The organism is Aquariibacter albus, assembly GCF_014145335.1.
Lineage (GTDB): Bacteria > Pseudomonadota > Gammaproteobacteria > Burkholderiales > Burkholderiaceae_C > Aquariibacter > Aquariibacter albus.
Window position 1 is genome coordinate 1104196 of sequence record NZ_JACIVI010000001.1, and the last position, 20537, is coordinate 1124732.

Genomic DNA, 20537 nt, shown 5'->3' on the forward strand with positions numbered 1-20537 from the left:
AGCGGACCGGGGGCGCGGTCCCCCGCCCGCTCAGCGAAGCACGGCGCCCTGACGGCGCCGGCCGCGGCCCAGCCAGCCCAGCAGGGCCAGACCGCCGGCCATCAGGGCGTAGCTGCCGGGCTCGGGGATGGCCGGGGTGGCGGGCACGAGATTGATGCGGGCCGCCTGGCCCACGGCAATGAAGCCGTCCATCACATTGAGTCTCAGGGCGCCCGTGTCGATCTCCACCGCGCTGGCATCGAGGGTCGGGAGGCTGCTGGATGCCAGGCTGAAGGTGGTGAAGGGCGTGCTCAGGTCGGCGAACAAAAAGGTTTCGGCAATCGAGGGACCGGGCGCGATGCTCAGCACGGTGACCGTCAGGCCGCTGGCGTCGAAGTCAAAGCTGTATCCAAACCCGTTCGCGGTGGAGGTGAACTCGACACCCGCACCCACCACGGCGGTCGGTGTGGAACACCGGTAGCTGGCCAGGCCTTCGCACGACACCGTGTCGCCCATCAGGGCTTGGGCGGGCGAGACCAAGGCGCTCAGGGCGGCAAAACTCAGTGCAGCGGAAAGCCGGGGGGCGATGGAGCGCATGGGGTCCTTGAGGGGCGAAGGCCTGGAGGCTGGGGAGGGGATTTCGGCGCGGGGCGTCCGACGCCATCGCACGGAGAACCCCCTTTTGGGGGTGGATGCAATCATAGGCATCGCAGCCATCGCCCAGCCCCCGCACTCGCGGGGGCTGCGTGTGCGTTCCTTCGCCCCCTGCCCCGCCAGCACGCGCCGGCGGGGGACGGGCCTCGTGGTCGGCCCGGGCGGGACGTCGCGACTCAGGACGCCGTCGCGACTGCCGCAGCCAGCCGCGCGAGCAGGGCCGGCTCGTCGATGATCTCCACGCCCAGCTCGCGCGCCTTGTCCAGCTTGCTGCCGGCGGCTTCGCCGGCCACCACCCAGCGGGTCTTCTTCGAGACCGAGCCGGCCACCTTGCCGCCCAGGGCCTCGATGCGGGCCTTGGCCTCGTCCCGGCCCAGGGTGGGCAGGGTGCCGGTCAGCACGAAGGTCTGGCCGGCCAGGGGCAGCGGGGCCTCGGCCTGCACGCCCTCGTGCTCGTCCCAGCGCAGGCCGGCGGCGCGCAGTTGTTCGACGATCTCGCGGTTCAGCGGCCGGTCGAAGAAGTCACGCAGGCTGGCGGCCACGATGGGCCCCACGTCCGGCACGGCCTGAAGCGCATCGAGGCTGGCGTCCATCAGCCGGTCGAGGCGGCCGAAGTGGCGCGCCAGGTCGCGGGCCGTGGCCTCGCCGACCTGGCGGATGCCCAGGCCGAAGAGGAAGCGCGCCAGCGTGGTCTGCTTGCTCTTCTCCAGCCCGGCGACCAGGTTGGCGGCGCTCTTCTCGGCCATGCGCTCCAGCGCGGCCAGATGCCCGATGCCCAGCTTGTAGAGGTCCGGCAGGCTGGCCACCAGGCCGCCGTCGACGAGTTGTTCGACCAGCTTGTCGCCCAGGCCCTCGATGTCCAGCGCGCGGCGGCCGGCGAAGTGCAGCAGGGCCTGCTTGCGCTGCGCGGGGCAGATCAGGCCGCCGCTGCAGCGCCAGTCGACCTCGCCCTCGTCGCGGGCGATGGGGCTGGCGCAGACGGGGCAGCGGCCCTGGAGCCTCTGGTAGAGGTCGAAGGGCGCGGCGGCCGCGGCCTCGGGCGGGCGGCGGTCCGGCACGACGCCGACCACCTCGGGGATCACGTCCCCCGCCCGGCGCACGATGACGGTGTCGCCCTCGCGCACGTCCTTGCGGCGGACCTCGTCTTCGTTGTGCAGGGTGGCGTTGCTGACCGTGGTGCCGCCGACGAAGACCGGCGCCAGCTTGGCCACCGGCGTGAGCTTGCCGGTGCGGCCGACCTGCACATCGATGGCCAGCAGGGTGGTGAGCTGCTCCTGGGCCGGGTATTTGTGGGCGACGGCCCAGCGCGGCTCGCGGCTCTTGAAGCCGAGCTGCTGCTGCAGGGCGCGCTCGTCGACCTTGTAGACGATGCCGTCGATGTCGAAGGGCAGCGCATCGCGCCGCGCGGCAAGGGCGGCATGGAAGGCGACCAGGCCCTCGGGGCCCTCGGCCACCGTGCGGTCGGCGCAGACGGGCAGGCCCATGGCGGCCAAGGCATCCAGCAAGGCGCTGTGCCGGGCCGGCTGGTCGGCGTTGTCCGGCCCCCAGCCGACCACCTCGCCCAGCCCGTAGGCGAAGAAGCTCAAGCGACGCTGCGCGGTGACGGCCGGGTCGAGCTGGCGCACCGCGCCGGCGGCGGTGTTGCGCGGGTTGACATAGGTCTTCTCGCCCTTGGCACGCTGGGCGGCATTGAGGGCCTCGAAGTCGTCGCGGCGCATGTAGACCTCGCCGCGCACCTCCAGCACCTCGGGGGCGCTGCCGCGCAGCCTCAGGGGAATCTGCGCGATGGTGCGAATGTTCTGGGTGACGTCCTCGCCGGTCTCGCCGTCGCCGCGGGTGGCGGCCTGCACCAGCACGCCCTGTTCGTAGCGCAGGTTGAGGGCCAGGCCGTCGAACTTCAGCTCGGCCGCATAGCGGACCGGCGGCGCCTCGGGCGGCAGGGCCAGCTCGCGGCGCACGCGGGCATCAAACGCGATGGCGCCCTGGGCCGTGGTGTCGGTCTCGGTCTGGATGCTGAGCATGGGCAGCGCATGCCGCACCGGCTGCAGGCCCTCAAGCACCTGGCCGATCACCCGCTGGGTGGGCGAATCGAGGGTGCGCAGCGCGGGCTGCGCGGCCTCCAGGGCCTGCAGGGCGGCGAAGACGCGGTCGTACTCGGCATCCGGCACCTCGGGCGCATCGAGCACGTAGTAGGCATGCGCGTGGTGCTGCAGCCAGGCACGCAACGCGGCGGCACGCTCGGCCGGCGGGGCCGTGTCGGGCGGCAGCGCGGGGCCCTGGGGCGCGGGGGTGGCGGCCGGCGCGGGGGCCGGGCCGAACAGGTCGTCGGTGGGCACGGCAGGCAGGGTCAGGCGGTGGACGGGAGGCAATCGACGGCGGGCCGCGCGAGGCTCAGGCAAAGAGCCTGCGCGCCGCAACCGAGCCGGCCGGCAGGTCGGCAGCCTCCAGCTCGGCATAGAGCTCGGCCAGGGAAGCACGAATGGCCTCGAAGGCCTGCGGCGGGATCGGCTGGCCGGCGTCGTCGCAAACCTCGGCCTCCAGGGCCTCGGCGAGCTGGCCGGCCAGGCGCACCCAGGCCTCGAAGGGCTGGTGCTGCTGCGGCGTCTGGGGCACGTCCAGGCTGAGCGTGAGCTCGCGCACGGCGGCGCGCTCGGGCTCGTCGGCCAGGGCCGCCTGCGCATCCATCTGCAGCACGAGCTGGGGCGGCGCCCCCGCCTCGCTGGCCGGCAGCACCATCCGCCCGGGCAGCACGCCGTGCATCAGGCCCAGGCTGCGCGCCTGCTGCTGGACGAAGCCCGGGGTCCAGGCGGCGCGGCGGGCGCGCAGCTGCAGGCTGAGCAGGGCATCGTGCGCGCTGGCGAAGGCGTCGAGGCTGCGGGCGCGCTCGACGGCCTCGCGCATGTCGGGCAGCTCGAAGCTGGCCTGCAGGGTGTCGGCCAGGCCCTCGACCTTCTGCGCGAACTCGCTGAACTCGATCTCGTTGAGGGCCCCGCTGCGGCTGGCCAGCTGCACGGCCAGGCGCAGGCTGCCATAGAGCGTGCCGGGCCGCGGGCTCTCCCAGTGCAGGGCCTCGGGCTCGGGAGCCGGAGCGGGCGGAGGCGGCGCCGAGGCCATGTCGGGGGCGACCTCCGGGGCCTCGACCGGCGCGTCCCAGGGCGCAGGCTCGGCAGGCAGCGCAGGCTCGGCAGGCAGCGCAGGCTCGGCCGGGGCCGGGACCTGCTGCGGGCTGGCCTCGACCAGCAGGGGCTTGCTGCCGACGCGGCGGGCACCGGGCAGATGGGCCAGCAGCGCGTCGCCGCTGAGCGGCGGGTTCAGGCGCAGCGTGGCCGGGCAGTCGATGCGCAGGTCGATGCGCGGCCCTTCGCGGCGGCGCGGCGGCGGCGGCAGCAGCTCGGCCTCGACCGGCTCGGCCACGGGCTCGGCGGGCGCCGCCGCGGGGGCCGCCTCGGCCGGCGCTTCCGGACGCCGGGCCGGGGCCTCGGCGCCGCGGAGCAGGTCGAGCGCCAGACCGGGGCTGGGCGCCCGTTCGGCATCCTCGACCCGCGGCGCGAGCTGCCGCTCGGTGGCCGCCGCTTCGGGCCCCTCGGGAAGCGGCTGCTCGAAACCCGGCTCACGGCGCGGTGCGGCGGGCTCGTCCGCGGCCGGCGCCTCGGCCGGACGCAGCGGCCGGCGCGGCCGGCTGCGGCGGGTGCGCCAGGCGCCGTGGGCGGCCAGACCGGCCAGCAGCAGCAGGCCCAGGGCCAGCAGCCAGAGCTGCAGTGCGCTCATGCCGCGGCCTCCAGCATCGAGGCCGCAGCCTCCATGTCGACCGCGACGATGCGCGAGACGCCCTGCTCCTGCATGGTCACGCCGATCAGCTGGCCGGCCATTTCCATGGCGATCTTGTTGTGGGAGATGAAGAGGAACTGCGTTCCGGCGGACATGTGCTTGACGAGCTTGGCGTAGCGCTCGGTGTTGGCGTCATCGAGCGGCGCATCCACCTCGTCGAGCAGGCAGAAGGGCGCGGGGTTCAGCTGGAAGATGGCGAAAACCAGCGCGATCGCGGTCAGGGCCTTCTCGCCGCCCGAGAGCAGGTGGATGGTGCTGTTCTTCTTGCCCGGCGGCTGGGCCATGACCTGCACGCCGGCGTCGAGGATTTCGTCGCCGGTCATCATCAGCCGCGCCTGCCCGCCGCCGAAGAGGCTGGGGAACATGCGGCCGAAGTGTTCGTTGACGGTGTCGAAGGTGCCCTTGAGCAGGTCGCGCGTCTCCAGGTCGATGCGGGCGATCGCGTCTTCCAGGGTCTGCATGGCGTCCATCAGGTCGGCGGTCTGCGCATCGAGGAAGCCCTTGCGCTCGCGGGCGGCGCTGAGCTCGTCGAGCGCGGCCAAGTTGACCGCGCCCAGGGCGTTCAGTTCACGCTGCAGGCGGTCGATCTCGGCCTGCAGGCCATGCAGGCGGATGCCGTCGCGCTCGATGCTGCGGGCCAGCTCGGCGCGGTCGGCGCCGGCTTGGTCGAGCTGCTCCTCGTACTGCCGGCCGCCGAGGGTGGCCGCCTGGGCCTCGAGCTGCAGGGCGTTGATGCGCTCGCGCAGCGGCTCCAGGCTGCGCTCGAAGCCGAGCCGTTCCTCGTCGAGCCGGCGCAGCTGGGCCGACAGCTCGTCGTGTGCGCTGCGGGCCTCGGCCAGCACGGCCTCTCGGGCGGCGCGGCGCTCCAGCGCGTCCTGCAGGCCGGTGTCGGCGCTGGCCTCGGCGAAGGCGGCCAGCTCCTGCTGAAGCTGCGCGGCGCTGGCGGCGTGGGCGGCCAGCTGCTGGTCGGCGGTCTCGATCGCGCGTTGCAGCTCGCCCCGCCGGGCCCCGAGGGCGCGCGCCTGGAACGTGGCTTCCTGGGCCTCGCGTTCCAGGCGGCGCAGTTGCTCGCGGGCCGCGCCCAGGGCGCGCTCGGCCTCGAACACGCCTTCCTCCAGCGTGGCATGGGCTTCCTGGGCATGGCCGAGTTCGAGGTCCAGCTCCTCGAAGCGGGCCTCGCCGGTGGCGCGGCGCTCGTCCAGCCCCGCCAGGGCTTCGTCGATCTCGGCCAGGCTGGCGCCGATCTGGGCGCGGCGCTCGCGGGCCTGCTCGCTCTGCTGGGCCAGGCGCAGCACCTCGACCTGCAGGCCGTGGGCGGCCTGCTGGGCCTCGGCCGCCGTGCGGCGCACGCCGACCTGGCGCTGGGCCGCCTCGGTGTAGGCGGCCTCGGCGCGGACCGCGCGGTGGCGGGCCTCGTCGGCGATCAGGCCCTGGGCGCGCAGCTGGCGGTCGAGGTTCTCGATCTCCTGGGCGCGGGCCAGCAGGCCGTCCTGCTCGGAATCGGGCGCGTGGAAGGCCACGGCATAGGCACTGACGGCATGGCCGGCGCGGGTCATGATGACCTCGCCATGGCCGAGCCGGCTGCGCGCGGCCAGTGCCGCCTCCAGGCTGTCGGCGGTGTAGACGCCTTCGAGCCAGTCGTTCAGCAGCGCGCGCAGGCCGGCGTCGCCGTCGAGCTTGAGCAGGGCCCCCAGCCGCGGCAGCGCGGCGGCCGCCGGGGCGCTCAGCGGCGTGGCGGGCGGGGTGTAGAAGGCCAGCTTGGCCGGCGGCGGGTCCTGCTCGAAGGCGCGGACGGTCTCGGGCCGGCCGACTTCCAGGGCGTTGATGCGCTCGCGCAGCGCGGCCTCCAGCGCGGTCTCCCAGCCGGGCTCGATGTGCAGGCGGCTCCACAGGCCGGCGCGCTCGCTCAGGCCGTGGCGGGCCAGCCAGGGGGCGAGCTTGCCCTCGGTCTGCACCTTGGCCTGCAGCGCGCGCAGGGCATCGAGCCGGGCGCCCAGCTCGGCCAGCTTCGCGGCCTGGGCAGCGGCCTCGGCCTGATCGGCGCGGCGCTGCTCGTCGAGGGCCGGCACTTCGGCGGCCAGCTCCTCGGCGACGGCGGCGCTCTCGGCCTGGCGTTCCTCGGCATCCTGCAGCTGCAGGCGCAGCTGGGCGAGGCGGGCCTCGTCGGGCGCGACCAGCGCGCGCTGCTCGGCGCTGGCGCGCTCGCGGCGGCCCTGCAGGCCGCGGGCCTGCTCGTCGAGGCTGCGGGATTCGGCGGCCAGCAGGCTGAGCTGCTGCTGCACCTCGGCGACCTGCTGGCGCTGCGCATTGGCGCGGGCCTGGGCGGCGCGCAGCGCGTCCTCGGCAGCGGGCAGGCGGCCGGCCTCTTCCTCGGCCTGGGCGGCCAGCAGCTCGGCCTGCTCGTCGGCGGCGAGCTGCTGCTCGGCGAGCTGCTCGAGCTCGGCCTCGGCCTGGGCGCGGCGATCGGCCCACTGTGCGTCCTGGCGGGCCAGGTCGGCGAGGCGGGCCTCGGCCTTCTGCCGGCCTTCGAGGACGTAGCGGATGCGCTCCTCGAGGCGGCTGACTTCGAGCTGCGCCTCGGCCAGGCCGCCCTGGGCGGCATGCAGCTGGTCGGCGGCGGCGTAGTGGTCCTGGCGGATGCGCTCGAGCGCGGCCTCGGTCGCGCGCAGCTCGGCCACCCGGGCTTCGAGGGCGGTGCTGGCCTCGGCGGTGGCCAGGGTCACGCGGGCCTGCTCGCCGGCCGCATCGCGGGCCTTCAGGAACCAGAGCTGGTGCAGGCGCGTCGTGCCCTGGGCCTGCAGGGCGTGGTAGCGCTGCGCGACCTCGGCCTGCTGTTCGAGCTTCTCCAGATTGGCGTTCAGCTCGCGCAGGATGTCCTCGACCCGGGTCAGGTTCTCGCGGGTGTCGCGCAGGCGCAGCTCGGTCTCGCGGCGGCGCTCCTTGTACTTCGAGACCCCGGCCGCTTCCTCGAGGAAGAGCCGCAGCTCCTCGGGCTTGCTCTCGATGATGCGGCTGATCGTGCCCTGGCCGATGATGGCGTAGGCCCGCGGGCCCAGGCCGGTGCCGAGGAAGACGTCCTGCACGTCGCGGCGCCGCACCGGCTGGTTGTTGATGAAGTAGCTGCTGGTGCCGTCGCGGGTCAGCACGCGCTTGACGGCGATCTCGGCGTACTGGTTCCAGCTGCCGCCGGCGCGGCCGTCCTCGTTGCTGAAGACCAGCTCGACGCTGGCGCGGCTGGCGGGCTTGCGGTTGCCGCTGCCGTTGAAGATCACGTCCTGCATGGACTCGCCACGCAGCTCGCTGGCCTTGCTCTCGCCCAGCACCCAGCGCACCGCATCCATGATGTTGGACTTGCCGCAGCCGTTCGGGCCGACCACGCCGACGAGCTGCCCGGGCAGCTGGAAGGTGGTCGGCTCGGCGAAAGACTTGAAGCCCGAGAGCTTGATGGACGTGAGGCGCATGGCGGAGACCGTCGTCGCGGGCGGCGGCGCCCCGGGGGGAGGTCCCGGCAAGCGCCACCCTTCGCTTTCAAGTCATTGATTCAATTGGACTTTTTGGCCTTCTTGCGGGCCTTCAAAGGGCCTGGATGATAGCATCGGGCTTTCCCTGAACCGGCCCGCGCGCCGCGGCCCGAACCGCCATGCCCTCCACGAAGAAGACCGCCCCGGCCGCCGCGCCGGCCCCGCGCCGCCGCGCCGCCAAGCTGCCGGCCGGTGCCGTGCAGCGCGCCATGCCGCCGAACCCGCCGAGCCGCCCCAGCAAGGAACTGCACGTCTTCCCCAACCCGGCGCCCGAACGCGACTACCTCATCCAGTTCGTCGTGCCCGAGTTCACCTGCCACTGCCCGCTGACCGGCCAGCCGGACTTCGCGCACTTCACCATCGAGATGATCGCGGACCAGGCCTGCGTCGAGCTCAAGAGCCTGAAGATGTACTTCTGGTCCTTCCGCGACGAAGGCGCCTTCCACGAGAAGGTGACCAACACCATCCTGTCCGACCTGGTGAAGGCCACCGACCCGCGCTTTTGCCGCATCACCGCCAAGTGGTATGTGCGCGGCGGCATCTTCACCAACGTCGTCGTCGAGCACCGCCAGAAGGGCTGGACGCCGCAGCCGCGCGTGGACCTGCCGGCCGTGCCGGGCGAGATGCGCGCCCTGGCCTGAGCGCCGCCCCGTTCCCCGCCGCGGCGGCCTGCCGCCGGGGCAGGTGGCAGGCCGGGCACCCGGATAATCCGCGCCCATGAACCCGCGCCTCGCCCTGCTGCAGCCCTACCCCTTCGAACGCCTGAAGGCCCTGACGGCCGACGTGCAGCCCAGCGCCGCGCACCGTGCCATCAGCCTGGGCATCGGCGAGCCCAAGCATCCGACGCCCGACTTCCTCAAGGCCGCGCTGGCCGGCGCGCTTGACGGCCTGTCGGCCTACCCGGCCACCGCGGGCGAGCCCGCGCTGCGCGAGGCCTGCGCCGCCTGGCTGGGCCGCCGCTACGGCGTGACGGTCGACGCCGCCCGCCAGGTGCTGCCGGTCAACGGCTCGCGCGAGGCGCTGTTCGCACTGGCGCAGACGGTGATCGACCCGGCCGACCGCGAGGCCGTGGTCGTCTGCCCCAATCCCTTCTATCAAATCTACGAAGGCGCCGCCCTGCTGGCCGGGGCCACGCCGGTCTTCGCCAACAGCGACCCGGCGCGCAATTTCGCGCCGGCCTGGGACACGATCGACGCGGCCACCTGGGCACGCACGCGGCTGCTCTATGTCTGCTCGCCGGGCAACCCCAGCGGTGCGGTGATGCCGCTGGCGGAATGGGCCCGGCTCTTCGCGCTGAGCGACGAACACGGCTTCGTGATCGCCAGCGACGAGTGCTACAGCGAGATCTGGTTCGGCCCCGAGGACACGCCGCGCGGCGCCGCCGGCGGCCCGCCGCTGGGGGGCCTGGAGGCCGCGGCCGCGCTGGGCCGGCACGATTTCAAGCGCCTGATCAGCTTCACCAGCCTGTCCAAGCGCAGCAATGCGCCGGGCCTGCGCTCGGGCTTCGTGGCGGGCGACGCGGCGCTGCTGGCGGCCTTCCTCAAGTACCGCACCTACCACGGCGGCGCGATGAGCCCCAGCGTGCAGCGCGCCAGCGTGGCGGCCTGGGCCGACGAGGTCCATGTGGTGGCCAACCGCGCGCTCTACCGCCAGAAGTTCGCGCGGGTCACGCCCCTGCTGCAGGCCGCCGGCCTGGACGTGCGCCTGCCCGACGCCGGCTTCTACCTCTGGGCCGGCGTGCCCGCCGCCTGCGCCACGGCCACGCACTCGGCGGACGAGGCCTTCGCCCGCGAGCTGCTGGCTTCCTACAATGTGACGGTGTTGCCGGGCAGCTATCTGGCCCGTCACAGCGGCGGCCGCAACCCCGGCGAAGGCCGGATCCGCCTGGCCCTGGTGGCCGGGGTCGAGGAATGCGTGGAGGCCGCCGAACGCATCGCCGAGGCCCTGCGCCGCGGCGGCTGAGGCCCCACCGCCGCCGCCCACCCCCACCGGCCTGGACTCCGCGCCCGCGCGGCGCCGGCTGTTTCCCCCGAACCGAACAAGAGCCCCACCATGTCCTTCGCCGCCCTGCAAGCCACCATCGACGCCGCCTGGGAGCGCCGCACCGAGTTCTCGCCCGCCAGCGCGCCGGCCGAGGTCCGCGACGCCGTCAACACCGTCATCGCCGACCTGAACGCCGGCCGCCTGCGCGTGGCCGAGCGCCAGGCCGTCGGCCAGTGGACCGTGCACCAGTGGGTCAAGAAGGCGGTGCTGCTGTCCTTCCGCCTGAACGACAACAAGGTCATGCGCTCGGGCGACCTGACCTACTTCGACAAGGTCGACACCAAGTTCTCGCACATGGACGATGCCGCCATCGCCGCCGCCGGCGTGCGCGTGGTGCCGCCGGCCGTGGCCCGCCGCGGCAGCTACATCGCCAAGGGCGCGGTGCTGATGCCCAGCTACGTCAACATCGGTGCCTACGTGGACGAAGGCACGATGGTCGACACCTGGGCCACCGTCGGTTCCTGCGCCCAGATCGGCAAGAACGTGCACCTCTCGGGCGGCGTCGGCATCGGCGGCGTGCTGGAGCCGCTGCAGGCCAACCCGACCATCATCGAGGACAACTGCTTCATCGGCGCCCGCTCGGAGGTGGTCGAGGGCGTGATCGTCGAGGAGAACTCGGTGATCTCCATGGGCGTCTACATCGGCCAGAGCACCAAGATCTACGACCGCGCCACCGGCGAGGTCAGCTACGGCCGCATTCCCGCGGGCTCGGTCGTCGTCAGTGGCAACCTGCCCTCGGCCGATGGCAAGTACAGCCTCTACTGCGCCGTGATCGTCAAGAAGGTCGATGCGCAGACCCGCGCCAAGACCAGCATCAACGAACTGCTGCGCGGCTGAGTCCCGCCGCCGCGCCGGCCGCCGTGCCGATGGATCCCGCCGACCGCGCCGACGCGCCCCCGCTGCTGGCCCTGCTGCAGGGCATGGTGGCGCGGCGGGCTTCCGACCTCTTCCTGGCCGACGGCGCGCCCGCGCAGTTCAAGATCGACGGCGAGCTTCAGCCGACCGGCCTGGCGCTGCCCGAGGGCGGCGCGCGGGCCCTGCTGGCCGGCCTGCTGCCCGCCGCCGCACTGGCCCGGCTGGAGGCCGAGGGCGAGCTGAACGCCGGCCACCGCATCGAGGGCCTGGCCAGCTTCCGGCTCAGCGCCTTCCGGCAGCGCGGTGCGGTGGCCGCGGTGATCCGCGCCATCCCCGTCCTCATCCCGAGCCTGGCCGAGCTGAAGCTGCCCGACAGCCTCGCCCGGCTGATGCGGGAGAAGCGCGGCCTGGTGCTGGTGGTGGGCGCCACCGGCAGCGGCAAGAGCACGACGCTGGCCGCAATGATCGACCACCGCAACCGCGAGCGGCCGGGCCATGTGCTGACGATCGAAGACCCGATCGAATTCCACTTCCCCAACCACCGCGCGCTGGTGAACCAGCGCGAGATCGGCCGCGACGTGGCTGACCTGGCCACCGGCCTGCGCAATGCCCTGCGCCAGGCGCCGGACTGCCTGCTGATCGGCGAGATCCGCGACCGCGAGACCCTCTCGGCCGCCATCTCCTTCGCCCTGTCCGGCCACCTGGTGCTGGCCACCCTGCATGCCAACAACGCCCACCATGCCCTGGGCCGCATCCTGAGCTTCTACCCGCCGGAAGCCCGGCCGGTGCTGCTCGACGACCTGGCCGCCGCGCTGAAGGCGGTGGTCTCGCAGCGCCTGCTGCCGGCCGTGGGCGGCGGTCGCCTGGCGGCCGTCGAACTGCTGCGCAACAGCCCGCTGGTGGCCGAGCGCATCGCCCAGGGCGATCTGCAGGGCGTGAAGGCGGCGATGGTCCAGTCGCTGGCCGAGGGCTCGCAGAGCTTCGAGGAGGACCTGGCCCGCCTGATCGCCAGCGGCCAGGTGCGCCGCGAGGATGCGCTGGCCCAGGCCGATTCGCCCAGCAACCTGATGTGGCGCCTGGACCATGGCGCCGCCGCCCGACCGGCCGCCGCCGAGGCGCCGGCCGCAGCGTCTGCCGCCTTCCCCGACCTGCGCCTGGACGCCTCGGCGCCCTGAGCCCCTGCCCCACCCCCATGCCGCTGCCGCCGTCCGACCCCGCCCTCGTCCGCGCCCACCGCGCGCTGACGCTGACCGAAGCCCTGATCGCCCGCCCCTCGGTCACGCCCGACGACGCCGGCTGCCAGGCCCTGCTGCAGGAGGCGCTGGCCCCGCTGGGCTTCGGCTTCCAGGTGCTGGAGAGCGGCCCGGCCGATTTCCGCGTGCGCAATCTGTGGGCGCTGCGGCGCGGCACGGCGGGCGCCGCCGGCTTCACCCTGGTCTTCGCCGGCCACACCGACGTGGTGCCCACCGGCCCGGTCGAACGCTGGTCCAGCCCGCCCTTCGTGCCCAGCCACCGCGACGGCAAGCTTTACGGCCGCGGCGCGGCCGACATGAAGGCCTCCATCGCCTGCTGGGTGGCCGCCCTCGAAGCCTTCCTGGCCGACACGCCCGAGCCCGCCGGCAGCCTGGCCCTGCTGCTGACCAGCGACGAGGAAGGCCCGGCGAATGACGGCACGGTCAAGGTCTGCGAGTGGCTGGCAGCCGAAGGGATTCGCCTGGACGCCTGCATCGTCGGCGAACCCACCGCCGTGCAGGCCGTGGGCGACATGGTGAAGAACGGCCGGCGCGGCTCGCTCTCCGGCCGGCTCACCGTGCTGGGCAAGCAGGGCCATGTGGCCTACCCGCAGCTGGCCGAGAACCCGCTGCACACCTTCGCGCCCGCCTTGGCCGAGCTGGCCACGACCGTCTGGGATGCCGGCAACGCCCACTTCCCGCCGACCAGCTTCCAGGTCTCCAACCTGCACGCCGGCACCGGCGCCACCAATGTGATCCCCGGCGAGGCGGTGGTCGATTTCAACCTGCGCTTCTCCACCGCCTCCACCCCCGAGGGCCTGCAGCAGCGCATCGGCGAGATCCTGAATCGCCACGGCGTGCGCCACCGCATCGACTGGACCCTCGGCGGCCGGCCCTTCCTGACCGAGCCGGGCTCGCTCACCGAGGCCCTGCGCGCCAGCATCCGCGAGGCCACCGGCCTGGAGACCGAGCTCTCGACGACCGGCGGCACCTCGGACGGCCGCTTCATCGCCCGCCTCTGCCCGCAGGTGGCCGAATGCGGCCCGGTCAATGCCAGCATCCACCAGATCGACGAGCATGTGGCCGTCGACGCACTCGGCCCGCTGGCTGCCATCTACCAGGGCGTGATGCAGAGGCTGGTCGCATGAAGGACCTGCACCCCGTGCTGACCCTGGAGGCCCTGGTCGAACGCGAGGCCGCCCGGCTGGACGCCGCGCAACTGAGCTACGGCCAGGGCACCACCAACGCCCGGGATGAGGCCGCCTGGCTGGTGCAGTGGGCCCTGGGCCTGCCCATGGAGGCGCTGGGCGAGGCCCCGGCTCAGGGCGTGAGCCCGGACGCGGCGGCGCGCGCCGCCGCGCTCATCGACCGCCGCATCGCCAGCCGCGAACCCGCCGCCTACCTGACCGGCGAGGCCTGGCTGCAGGGCCTGCCCTTCACGGTGGACCGGCGCGTCATCATCCCGCGCAGCTTCATCGCCGAGCTGATCGCCGACGCCGACGGCCAGGGCCTGCTCGACGCCTGGCTCAGCGAGCGCACGCAGCGCGTGCTCGACCTCTGCACCGGCAATGGCAGCCTGGCCGTGCTGGCCGCCCTGGCCTGGCCCGAGGTGCAGGTGGACGCCGCCGACCTGAGCGCCGACGCGCTGGCCGTGGCGCGGCTGAACGTGGACCGCCACGGCCTGCAGGACCGCATCACCCTGCTGCAGGGCGACGGCCTGGCCGCCACCACCGGCCGCGCGCCCTACGACCTCATCGTCTGCAACCCGCCCTATGTGAATGCCGCCTCCATGGCCGCCCTGCCGCCCGAGTTCCGCGCCGAACCCGCGCTGGCCCTGGACGGCAACCCGGCGGGCGGCCAGGACGGCATGGACTTCATCCGCGCCCTGCTCGCCGCCGCCCCCACGCGCATGAGCGAGGACGCCGTGCTGGTGCTCGAGATCGGCCACGAGCGCGCGCACTTCGAAGCCGCCTTTCCGCAGCTGCAGCCGATCTGGCTGGAGGTGAGCGCGGGCGAGGATCAGGTGCTGCTGCTGCGGCGCGACGACCTGGCCGGCGGCTGAAACCGCCCTGCCCGCGCCCTGCGACAAGGGGCCGGCCCGCTCGCGCGGACCGGCCCCTTGGTCTTGAACGGTCGCCCGGGCGGCAGGCCCCGGGCGACGCGGATCACACCGTCTTGTGCACGAAGGCTGCCCGCAGGGCCTCGGTCATCCAGACCAGGCTGTCCCCGGGCGCACCGGCCTTCACATGCTTGACGACGGCCTCGAAGAGCGGCTCGGCCACCTCGTCGGGCACCAGCATCTCCAGGCGCACGCGCGGCAGATGGTCGGTGATCTGGTCGCGGATGCTGGCCTTGAACTGCGGGCTGGGGCCGACATAGCCCTCGGCGCGGCTGACGGTCATGCCCGGGAAGCCGGGCACGGCGCGCAGCACCTCGTAGAGGCCTTCGAGTCGTTGGGGGCCGATCACGGCCTTGATCTCTTTCATCGTTGGGGTTCTCCGGCCGCTCAGGCGGTGTGGCGCTGGTCGTCGAACCAGCGGTAGACGGTGGGCAGCATGACCAGGGTCAGCAGGGTGGAGGTGATCAGGCCACCGATCACGACGATGGCCAGCGGGCGCTGGACTTCCGAGCCCGGACCGGTCGCGAACAGGAAGGGGATCAGGCCCAGCAGCGCGACGGTGGCGGTCATCATCACCGGGCGGAAGCGCAGGCGCGCACCCTCGACGACGGCTTCGGCCACGCTGCGGCCCTGCTCGCGCAGGCCACGGATGTAGCTGACCAGCACGACACCGTTCAGCACGGCGATGCCCCACAGCGCGATGAAGCCCACCGAGGCCGGCACCGAGAGGTACTCGCCCGTCACGAAGAGCCCGATCACCCCGCCCATCGAGGCGAAAGGCAGCACCAGGATGATCAGCGACGCCATCTTCACCGAACGGAACAGCAGGAAGAGCAGGAAGAAGATCGCCGCCACCGTGATGGGCACGATGATGGACAGGTGGCCCAGCGCGCGCTCCATGTTCTGGAACTGGCCGCCCCACTCGAGGTAGTAGCCCTCGGGCAGCTTGACCTGCTGCTGCACCGCCTGCTGCAGCTCGGCGACGAAGCCGCCGAGGTCGCGGTCGGCCACATTGATGCCCACCACGACACGGCGCTTGGCCAGCTCGCGGCTGATCTGCGCCGGGCCGTCGAGCACCTCGATGCGGGCGATCGTCGACAGCGGCACCTGCGCGCCGCCCGGCGCGCTGACGACCAGGTTGCGGATCGCCTCCAGGTTGCCGCGCGCCGATTCCGGCAGGCGCACGATGGCGCTGAAGCGGCGCTCGCCTTCGTAGATCTCGGTGGCCTCCTTACCGCCGATGGCCATCTCGATCACGTCGTGCACATCGCTCGCGTTCAGGCCGAGGCGGGCGATGGCCGGGCGGTCGATGACGATCTGCAGGTACTGCTGGCCGGTGATGCGCTCGACCCGCAGGTCCTGCGCGCCGCGGATACCCTGTGCGACCTTGGCGATCTCGTCGGCCTTGGTCTTGAGGGTGGCCAGGTCGTCACCGAAGATCTTCACCGCGATGTCGGCGCGCACGCCGGTCACCATCTCGTCGACCCGGTCCGAGATCGGCTGGGCCATGACGATCTGCACGCCGGGCAGCACGGCCAGCTTCTCGCGGATCTTGTCGGCGATGGTGTCCTGGGTCCAGCCCTCGGGCCACTCGTCGCGCGGCTTGAGCGAGACGATGGGCGTCGACTCGTTCTGCGCCTGCGGGTCGGCCGGGGATTCCCCGCGGCCGACACCCGAGACGGCCGAGCGCACGCCGGGCACCTCCATCACCAGCTTCATGGCCTCCATCTCCATGCGGATGGATTCCTCCAGCGAGATGTTCGGCACGCGATTGATGCCCGGCACCAGCGAGCCTTCCTTCATCTCGGGGATGAAGGCACTGCCCAGGAAGGGAATCAGCGCGCCGGTGGTGCCCAGCAGCAGCACCGCGACCATCACCGTGCCCCGCGCGTTGGCAATCGCCCGGTGCAGCAGCTTCAGGTAGGGCGCCTTCATCTTGCGGATCAGCCAGGTGTCGTGCTCGTCGCCGGTCTCGGGGCCCTCGTGATGCAGCGGCTTGACCTTGAGCAGGTAGGACGACAGCACCGGCGAGAGCGTGAGCGAGAGCACCAGCGAGAAGAACAGCGCCAGGGCGATGGTGAAGGCCAGGGGCGCGAACATCTTGCCCTCCATGCCCTCCAGCGTCATCAGCGGCAGGAAGACCAGGATGATCACGCCGACGCCGAAGATCACCGGCGTGGCGACTTCCTTGACCGCGTTGAAGATCACCCGGATGCGCGGCTCGCCGGCGTGGCCCGGCCCCTGGCTGCGCGCCAGGTGGGCGAAGGCGTTCTCCACCACCACCACCGAGCCGTCGACCATCAGGCCGATGGCGATGGCCAGACCGCCCAGCGACATCAGGTTGGCCGAGATGCCGAAGTGGTTCATGGCCATGAAGGTCAGCAGCGGCGTGAGCACCAGGGTGGCCACCACGATCAGCGAGCTGCGGATGTCGCCCAGGAAGAGCAGCAGCACGACGACGACCAGCACCACGCCTTCGAGAAGCACCTTGACCACGGTAGCCACGGCCGCGTCGACCAGCTCGGAGCGGTCGTAGTAGGGCACGATCTGCAGGCCGCCGGGCAGCATGCCGCGTTCATTGATCTCGGCCACCCGGGCCTTGATCCGCGACACCACCTCCTTGGCATTGCCGCCGCGCATCATCATCACGACGCCGCCGACCGATTCGGTCACGCCGTTCTTGACGACCGAGCCCACCCGCACCGCGCTGCCGACCTTGACCTCGGCCACGTCACGCACATGCACCGGGGTGCCGGCGACGGACTTCAGCACGATGGCGCCGATGTCGTCGAGCGACTGCACCAGGCCGACACCGCGGATCAGGTACTGCTCCGCATAGTGCGGCAGCACGCCGCCGCCCGAGTTGGCGTTGTTGCTCGCCAGGGCCTGGAAGACCTGCTGGATGGTCAGGCCGTGATAGCGCAGCTTGTCGGGTGCAACCAGCACCTGGTACTGCTTCTCGTAGCCGCCCTGGGAGTTGATCTCGGCAATGCCGGGGATCGAGCGCAGCAGCGGCCGCACCACCCAGTCCTGCGCGGTGCGGCGCTCGGTCAGCTCCGCCTCGGTCAGGGCGCGCGAGCCGTCGTCCGGGCGCTCCAGCGTGTACTGGTAGACCTCGCCCAGGCCGGTGGAGACCGGACCGAGCACCGGCGTGATGCCGGGCGGCATGCGACCGGCGATCTCGATCAGCCGCTCCATCACGAGCTGGCGCGCGAAGTACACATCGGTCGCGTCGGTAAACACCAGGGTGATCAGCGACAGGCCCGGCTTGTTCAGCGAGCGCAGCTCGACCATGCCCGGCAGGCCGGTCATGGCCATCTCGATCGGCACGGTGGCGAAGCGCTCGACCTCCTCGGGCGAGCGACCCGGCGCCTCGGTGGCGATCTGGACCTGGACGTTGGTGACGTCCGGGAAGGCATCGAGCGAGAGCTTGCGGGTGGCGTCGAGGCCGAAGGCCATCAACACCAGCGCGAGCACGACGATGATGAGCCGCTGCGCGAGCGACCCGCGGATCAGCGACTCGATCATGAACCCTCCATCTCGGCGCGCTTGCGCTCGTTGTTCAGGTGGAAGGCGCCGTCGGTGACGACCACCATGCCGGGCTGCAGGCCGTCGTCGACGACCTGCGAGCCATTGACCCGCAGGCCCAGCTTGACCTTGGTCAGGCGGAACACGCGCTCGGCGGGCGCACCGACCTGCACGAAGACATGGTCCTGGTTGTCCTCGCGAACCACGGCCGAGGCCGGCACGACCAGGCGTTCGGCCGGCAGCGGGTCGATGACCATGCGGGCCAGCATGGCCGGCTTGAGCAGGCGCTGCGGGTTCGCGATCTCGCTGCGGACGGTGACCGTGCGGGTCTCGGGGTTGACGGTGTCGGCCACCCAGCTCAGCTCACCCTGCACCGGCGCGATGTCGGACGAGGCCAGCTCGATGTGGACCTTCTGGCCGGGCCGCACGCGGGCGATGTCGGCCTCGGGCACCTGGGCCAGCACCCAGACGCGCGAGAGATCGGCCACGGTGTAGAGCACATCGGCCGGCTGCACGACCTGGCCCCTGGCGATCTTGCGCTCGACCACCACACCGCTGACCGTGCTGACCACGGTCGAGGTGGAGGTGATCGCGCCGCTGCGCGTCGTCTCGGCCAGGCTGGCGGCCGACACGCCCATCACACGCAGCTGGTCGGCGGCGGCACGGCGCTCGGCCTCGGCCACGCCCAGCTCGTTCTCGCGGCGCTGGAGTTCGGCGCTGCCGATCACGTCGGCGGCCAGCAGCAGGTGGGCACGCTCCACCGCCTTGGCAGCCAGCTCGCGCTGGGCATTGGCCTTCAGGTAGGCCAGCTGGGCGCCCCCCAGCTCGGTGCTGTGCAGCTGGGCCAGCACCTGGCCGGCGCGGACGGCCTGGCCGGGCAGGGCCTGCATCTCGGTCACGCGGCCGGTCACGCTGGCGCCGATGCGGGCGACGGACTGTTCGTTGAAATCGATGCGGGCGGTCACGGCCAGCGGCTCGGCGATCGGCTTCAGACCGGCCTCGACCAGGACGAGCCGGTCCAGCAGCGAGGCCGGGGCGACGACGCGCAGCGGATCGGCGGCCGGCGCAGCGGCGGACGCCGCCTTCGGGGCGGAGGCGCCGGCCGCAGGCGCGGCGGCATCCTGGCCGCTGCAGGCCGCCAGCAGCGCGGCCAGCAGCAGGGCGGGGGTGGCGTGTCGGCGGCCGGCCGCAGGCAGCCGGCGGGACGGGGACAGGGACGAAGGATTCATGGCGGATTCGGAAGGCAGGGCATGCGGGGAAGGGGGCGGGCGGCGGCTCACGGCTGGCCTCCGGCGCCCAGGGCGGCGGTGGGGCCCGGGGCCGGGACGGCCGTCAGCTCGTCCAGGCCGGCTTCGGCGCGCAGGCGCTCGATCTCGACCTGGGCGGCACGCAGCTCGAAGCGGGCGACGTTCAGCTCGTTGCGGGCGGCCCGCCAGACGCGCTGCGCGTCGAGGGAGTCCAGGATCCCGCGCTCGCCGTAGCGGTAGGCGGCCTCGGCCACGCGCATGGCGGACTCGGCCTGGCGGACGATGCCGCCCTCGTAGGCCGCCACCTGGTCCATGGCGATCTGCAGCTGCTGGCCGGCGATGGCCAGGGCCTGGCCGAGCTGGTGCTCGCGGTCGGCCAGCAGGCTCTGCAGGCGCAGCACGGTGGCACGGGCCTCGGCGATCGGGCCTTCGCGGCGGTCGAGCAGGGGCACGGTGACGCTGACGCCGATGCGGCGGTTGGTCAGGTCAGGGTTGCGGTCGGCGCCCAGGCGCAGGGACCAGCTCGGCTCGGCCTGGGCCTGCTCGACACGCACGCGCGCCTCGGCCGCACGCAGCTCCGAGCGCACCGCGACCAGCTCGGGATGGCGCTCCAGCAGGCGGCTGCGCAGCGCGTCCAGCGACTCGGCCGGCGGCACCGGGTCCTCCAGGCTGCCGGCCACCCGGGCGTCGGGCGGCAGGGCCGGGCCGACGGCCTGGCGCAGCTCGGCCAGGGCCTGGCCGACCCGCTGCTGCGCGGTCTGCACCGCGCGCTGCGCGTTCAGGCGCTCGGCCTCGGCGCGCAGCAGCTCGAAACGCGGCGCCTCGCCCGTCTCGACGCGCACCTTCACCCGGGCGTGGATCTGCTCGGTGACCTTTGCATCCTCCTGCACATTGCGCAGCTCGGCCTGGGCGCGGAGCACGCCCAGGTAGCCGCGCTTGACGCCCGCCACCAGCGCGTGCTGGAAGGCGCCGACCGAGGCGCGCACCCCGCGTGCCGAAGCCTCGGCCGCGTCCAGGCGGGCACGCCGCAGCGAGGGCAGCTCCAGCCGCTGGGTGAGCCCGAGGCTGTGGGTCGGCCCCTCGGCCACGCCGGGCAGGCGGGCCCCCTGGCGACCGACCAGCCACTCCAGCTCCGGGTTGGGCCGGGCCTTGGCGCTTCGGATGGCGGCCTGGGCCACCTGCTCCCGGGCACGTTCGGCGGCGAGGGCCGGATGGCCGTCGAGCGCCATCGCGATCAAGGTGGCCAGCGGCAGGGCGCCGGCCGCGTCGGCTGCCTGGGGATCGGGGCGCGGCTGGGCGGCCGGATGCGCGGCAGCGCGGGGCGGCGCCTCGCCGGCCCCGGGCATCGGGGGCGCCGCGGCCCAGGCCGGGGCGGCCAGCAGCCCCAGACCGAGCAGCATGCCCCAGGGCAGGGCGGGAGGCAGACCACGGCGGGGGCCGCAGCGGGAAGCAGTCATGGCGGGCATTGAGACAGGTCGAAATCCCCTCCCCGCGCGGACGCTGGCCACGGCCAGGCGCCCGCACAGGTCGG

The 20537-nt window shown here is 73.1% G+C and carries 14 protein-coding genes; 6 read left to right on the forward strand and 8 right to left on the reverse strand.

Features of this window, described 5'->3' with window-relative positions; all coding sequences use genetic code 11:
• Positions 1-30 precede the first annotated feature (30 nt).
• The 4 genes from H4F90_RS04970 to smc all read right to left on the reverse strand — a co-directional run bounded on the left by H4F90_RS04970 (position 31) and on the right by smc (position 7922).
• Positions 31-576: a PEP-CTERM sorting domain-containing protein gene (locus H4F90_RS04970; protein WP_182662035.1), complete on the reverse strand. Its 546-nt coding sequence runs from the start codon at positions 574-576 to the stop codon at positions 31-33.
• Positions 577-809: 233 nt separating this feature from the next.
• Complete coding sequence (gene ligA, locus H4F90_RS04975; RefSeq protein WP_407926157.1) at positions 810-2969, reverse strand: NAD-dependent DNA ligase LigA; 2160 nt, start codon at positions 2967-2969, stop codon at positions 810-812.
• A 55-nt stretch (positions 2970-3024) separates the two neighbouring features.
• On the reverse strand, positions 3025-4401 hold the full coding sequence (locus tag H4F90_RS04980; RefSeq protein ID WP_182662039.1) for a cell division protein ZipA C-terminal FtsZ-binding domain-containing protein: 1377 nt from the start codon (positions 4399-4401) through the stop codon (positions 3025-3027).
• Positions 4398-7922, reverse strand: a complete 3525-nt coding sequence (smc, locus tag H4F90_RS04985; RefSeq protein ID WP_182662041.1) for a chromosome segregation protein SMC — start codon at positions 7920-7922, stop codon at positions 4398-4400. Before smc ends, H4F90_RS04980 begins: the two co-directional genes overlap by 4 nt.
• A gap of 269 nt (positions 7923-8191) precedes the next feature.
• On the opposite strand from smc, the gene queF reads away from it, so the two are divergent.
• The 6 genes from queF (at position 8192) to prmB (ending at position 14174) form a co-directional block, all read left to right on the forward strand.
• Positions 8192-8623: a preQ(1) synthase gene (queF, locus tag H4F90_RS04990; RefSeq protein ID WP_182663056.1), complete on the forward strand. Its 432-nt coding sequence runs from the start codon at positions 8192-8194 to the stop codon at positions 8621-8623.
• Between the two features lie 76 nt (positions 8624-8699).
• On the forward strand, positions 8700-9944 hold the full coding sequence (gene dapC / locus H4F90_RS04995; protein WP_182662043.1) for a succinyldiaminopimelate transaminase: 1245 nt from the start codon (positions 8700-8702) through the stop codon (positions 9942-9944).
• A 90-nt stretch (positions 9945-10034) separates the two neighbouring features.
• Complete coding sequence (gene dapD / locus H4F90_RS05000) at positions 10035-10862, forward strand: 2,3,4,5-tetrahydropyridine-2,6-dicarboxylate N-succinyltransferase (RefSeq protein WP_182662045.1); 828 nt, start codon at positions 10035-10037, stop codon at positions 10860-10862.
• Positions 10863-10891: 29 nt separating this feature from the next.
• Positions 10892-12055: a PilT/PilU family type 4a pilus ATPase gene (locus tag H4F90_RS05005; protein ID WP_182662047.1), complete on the forward strand. Its 1164-nt coding sequence runs from the start codon at positions 10892-10894 to the stop codon at positions 12053-12055.
• 17 nt (positions 12056-12072) lie between these two features.
• The gene (gene dapE / locus H4F90_RS05010; protein WP_182662049.1) at positions 12073-13260 is read left to right on the forward strand and encodes a succinyl-diaminopimelate desuccinylase; all 1188 of its coding nucleotides are present in this window, start codon (positions 12073-12075) and stop codon (positions 13258-13260) included.
• Positions 13257-14174 carry a 50S ribosomal protein L3 N(5)-glutamine methyltransferase gene (prmB, locus tag H4F90_RS05015; RefSeq protein WP_235971955.1) on the forward strand — a complete coding sequence of 306 codons (918 nt, stop codon included), beginning with the start codon at positions 13257-13259 and terminating at the stop codon, positions 14172-14174. The genes dapE and prmB overlap by 4 nt, the downstream gene beginning before the upstream one ends.
• A gap of 103 nt (positions 14175-14277) precedes the next feature.
• On the opposite strand, the gene H4F90_RS05020 is transcribed toward prmB, so the two are convergent.
• Genes H4F90_RS05020 through H4F90_RS05035 form a run of 4 tightly spaced genes read right to left on the reverse strand, consistent with a single transcriptional unit; the run spans position 14278 to position 20463 of the window.
• On the reverse strand, positions 14278-14598 hold the full coding sequence (locus tag H4F90_RS05020) for a P-II family nitrogen regulator (protein ID WP_182662051.1): 321 nt from the start codon (positions 14596-14598) through the stop codon (positions 14278-14280).
• Between the two features lie 20 nt (positions 14599-14618).
• Positions 14619-17759 carry an efflux RND transporter permease subunit gene (locus H4F90_RS05025; protein WP_182662054.1) on the reverse strand — a complete coding sequence of 1047 codons (3141 nt, stop codon included), beginning with the start codon at positions 17757-17759 and terminating at the stop codon, positions 14619-14621.
• On the reverse strand, positions 17756-18988 hold the full coding sequence (locus tag H4F90_RS05030) for an efflux RND transporter periplasmic adaptor subunit (protein WP_182662056.1): 1233 nt from the start codon (positions 18986-18988) through the stop codon (positions 17756-17758). Before H4F90_RS05030 ends, H4F90_RS05025 begins: the two co-directional genes overlap by 4 nt.
• A gap of 47 nt (positions 18989-19035) precedes the next feature.
• Entirely contained in the window at positions 19036-20463 is a 1428-nt protein-coding gene (locus H4F90_RS05035; RefSeq protein WP_235971956.1) for a TolC family protein, read from the reverse strand.
• Positions 20464-20537: the final 74 nt, after the last annotated feature.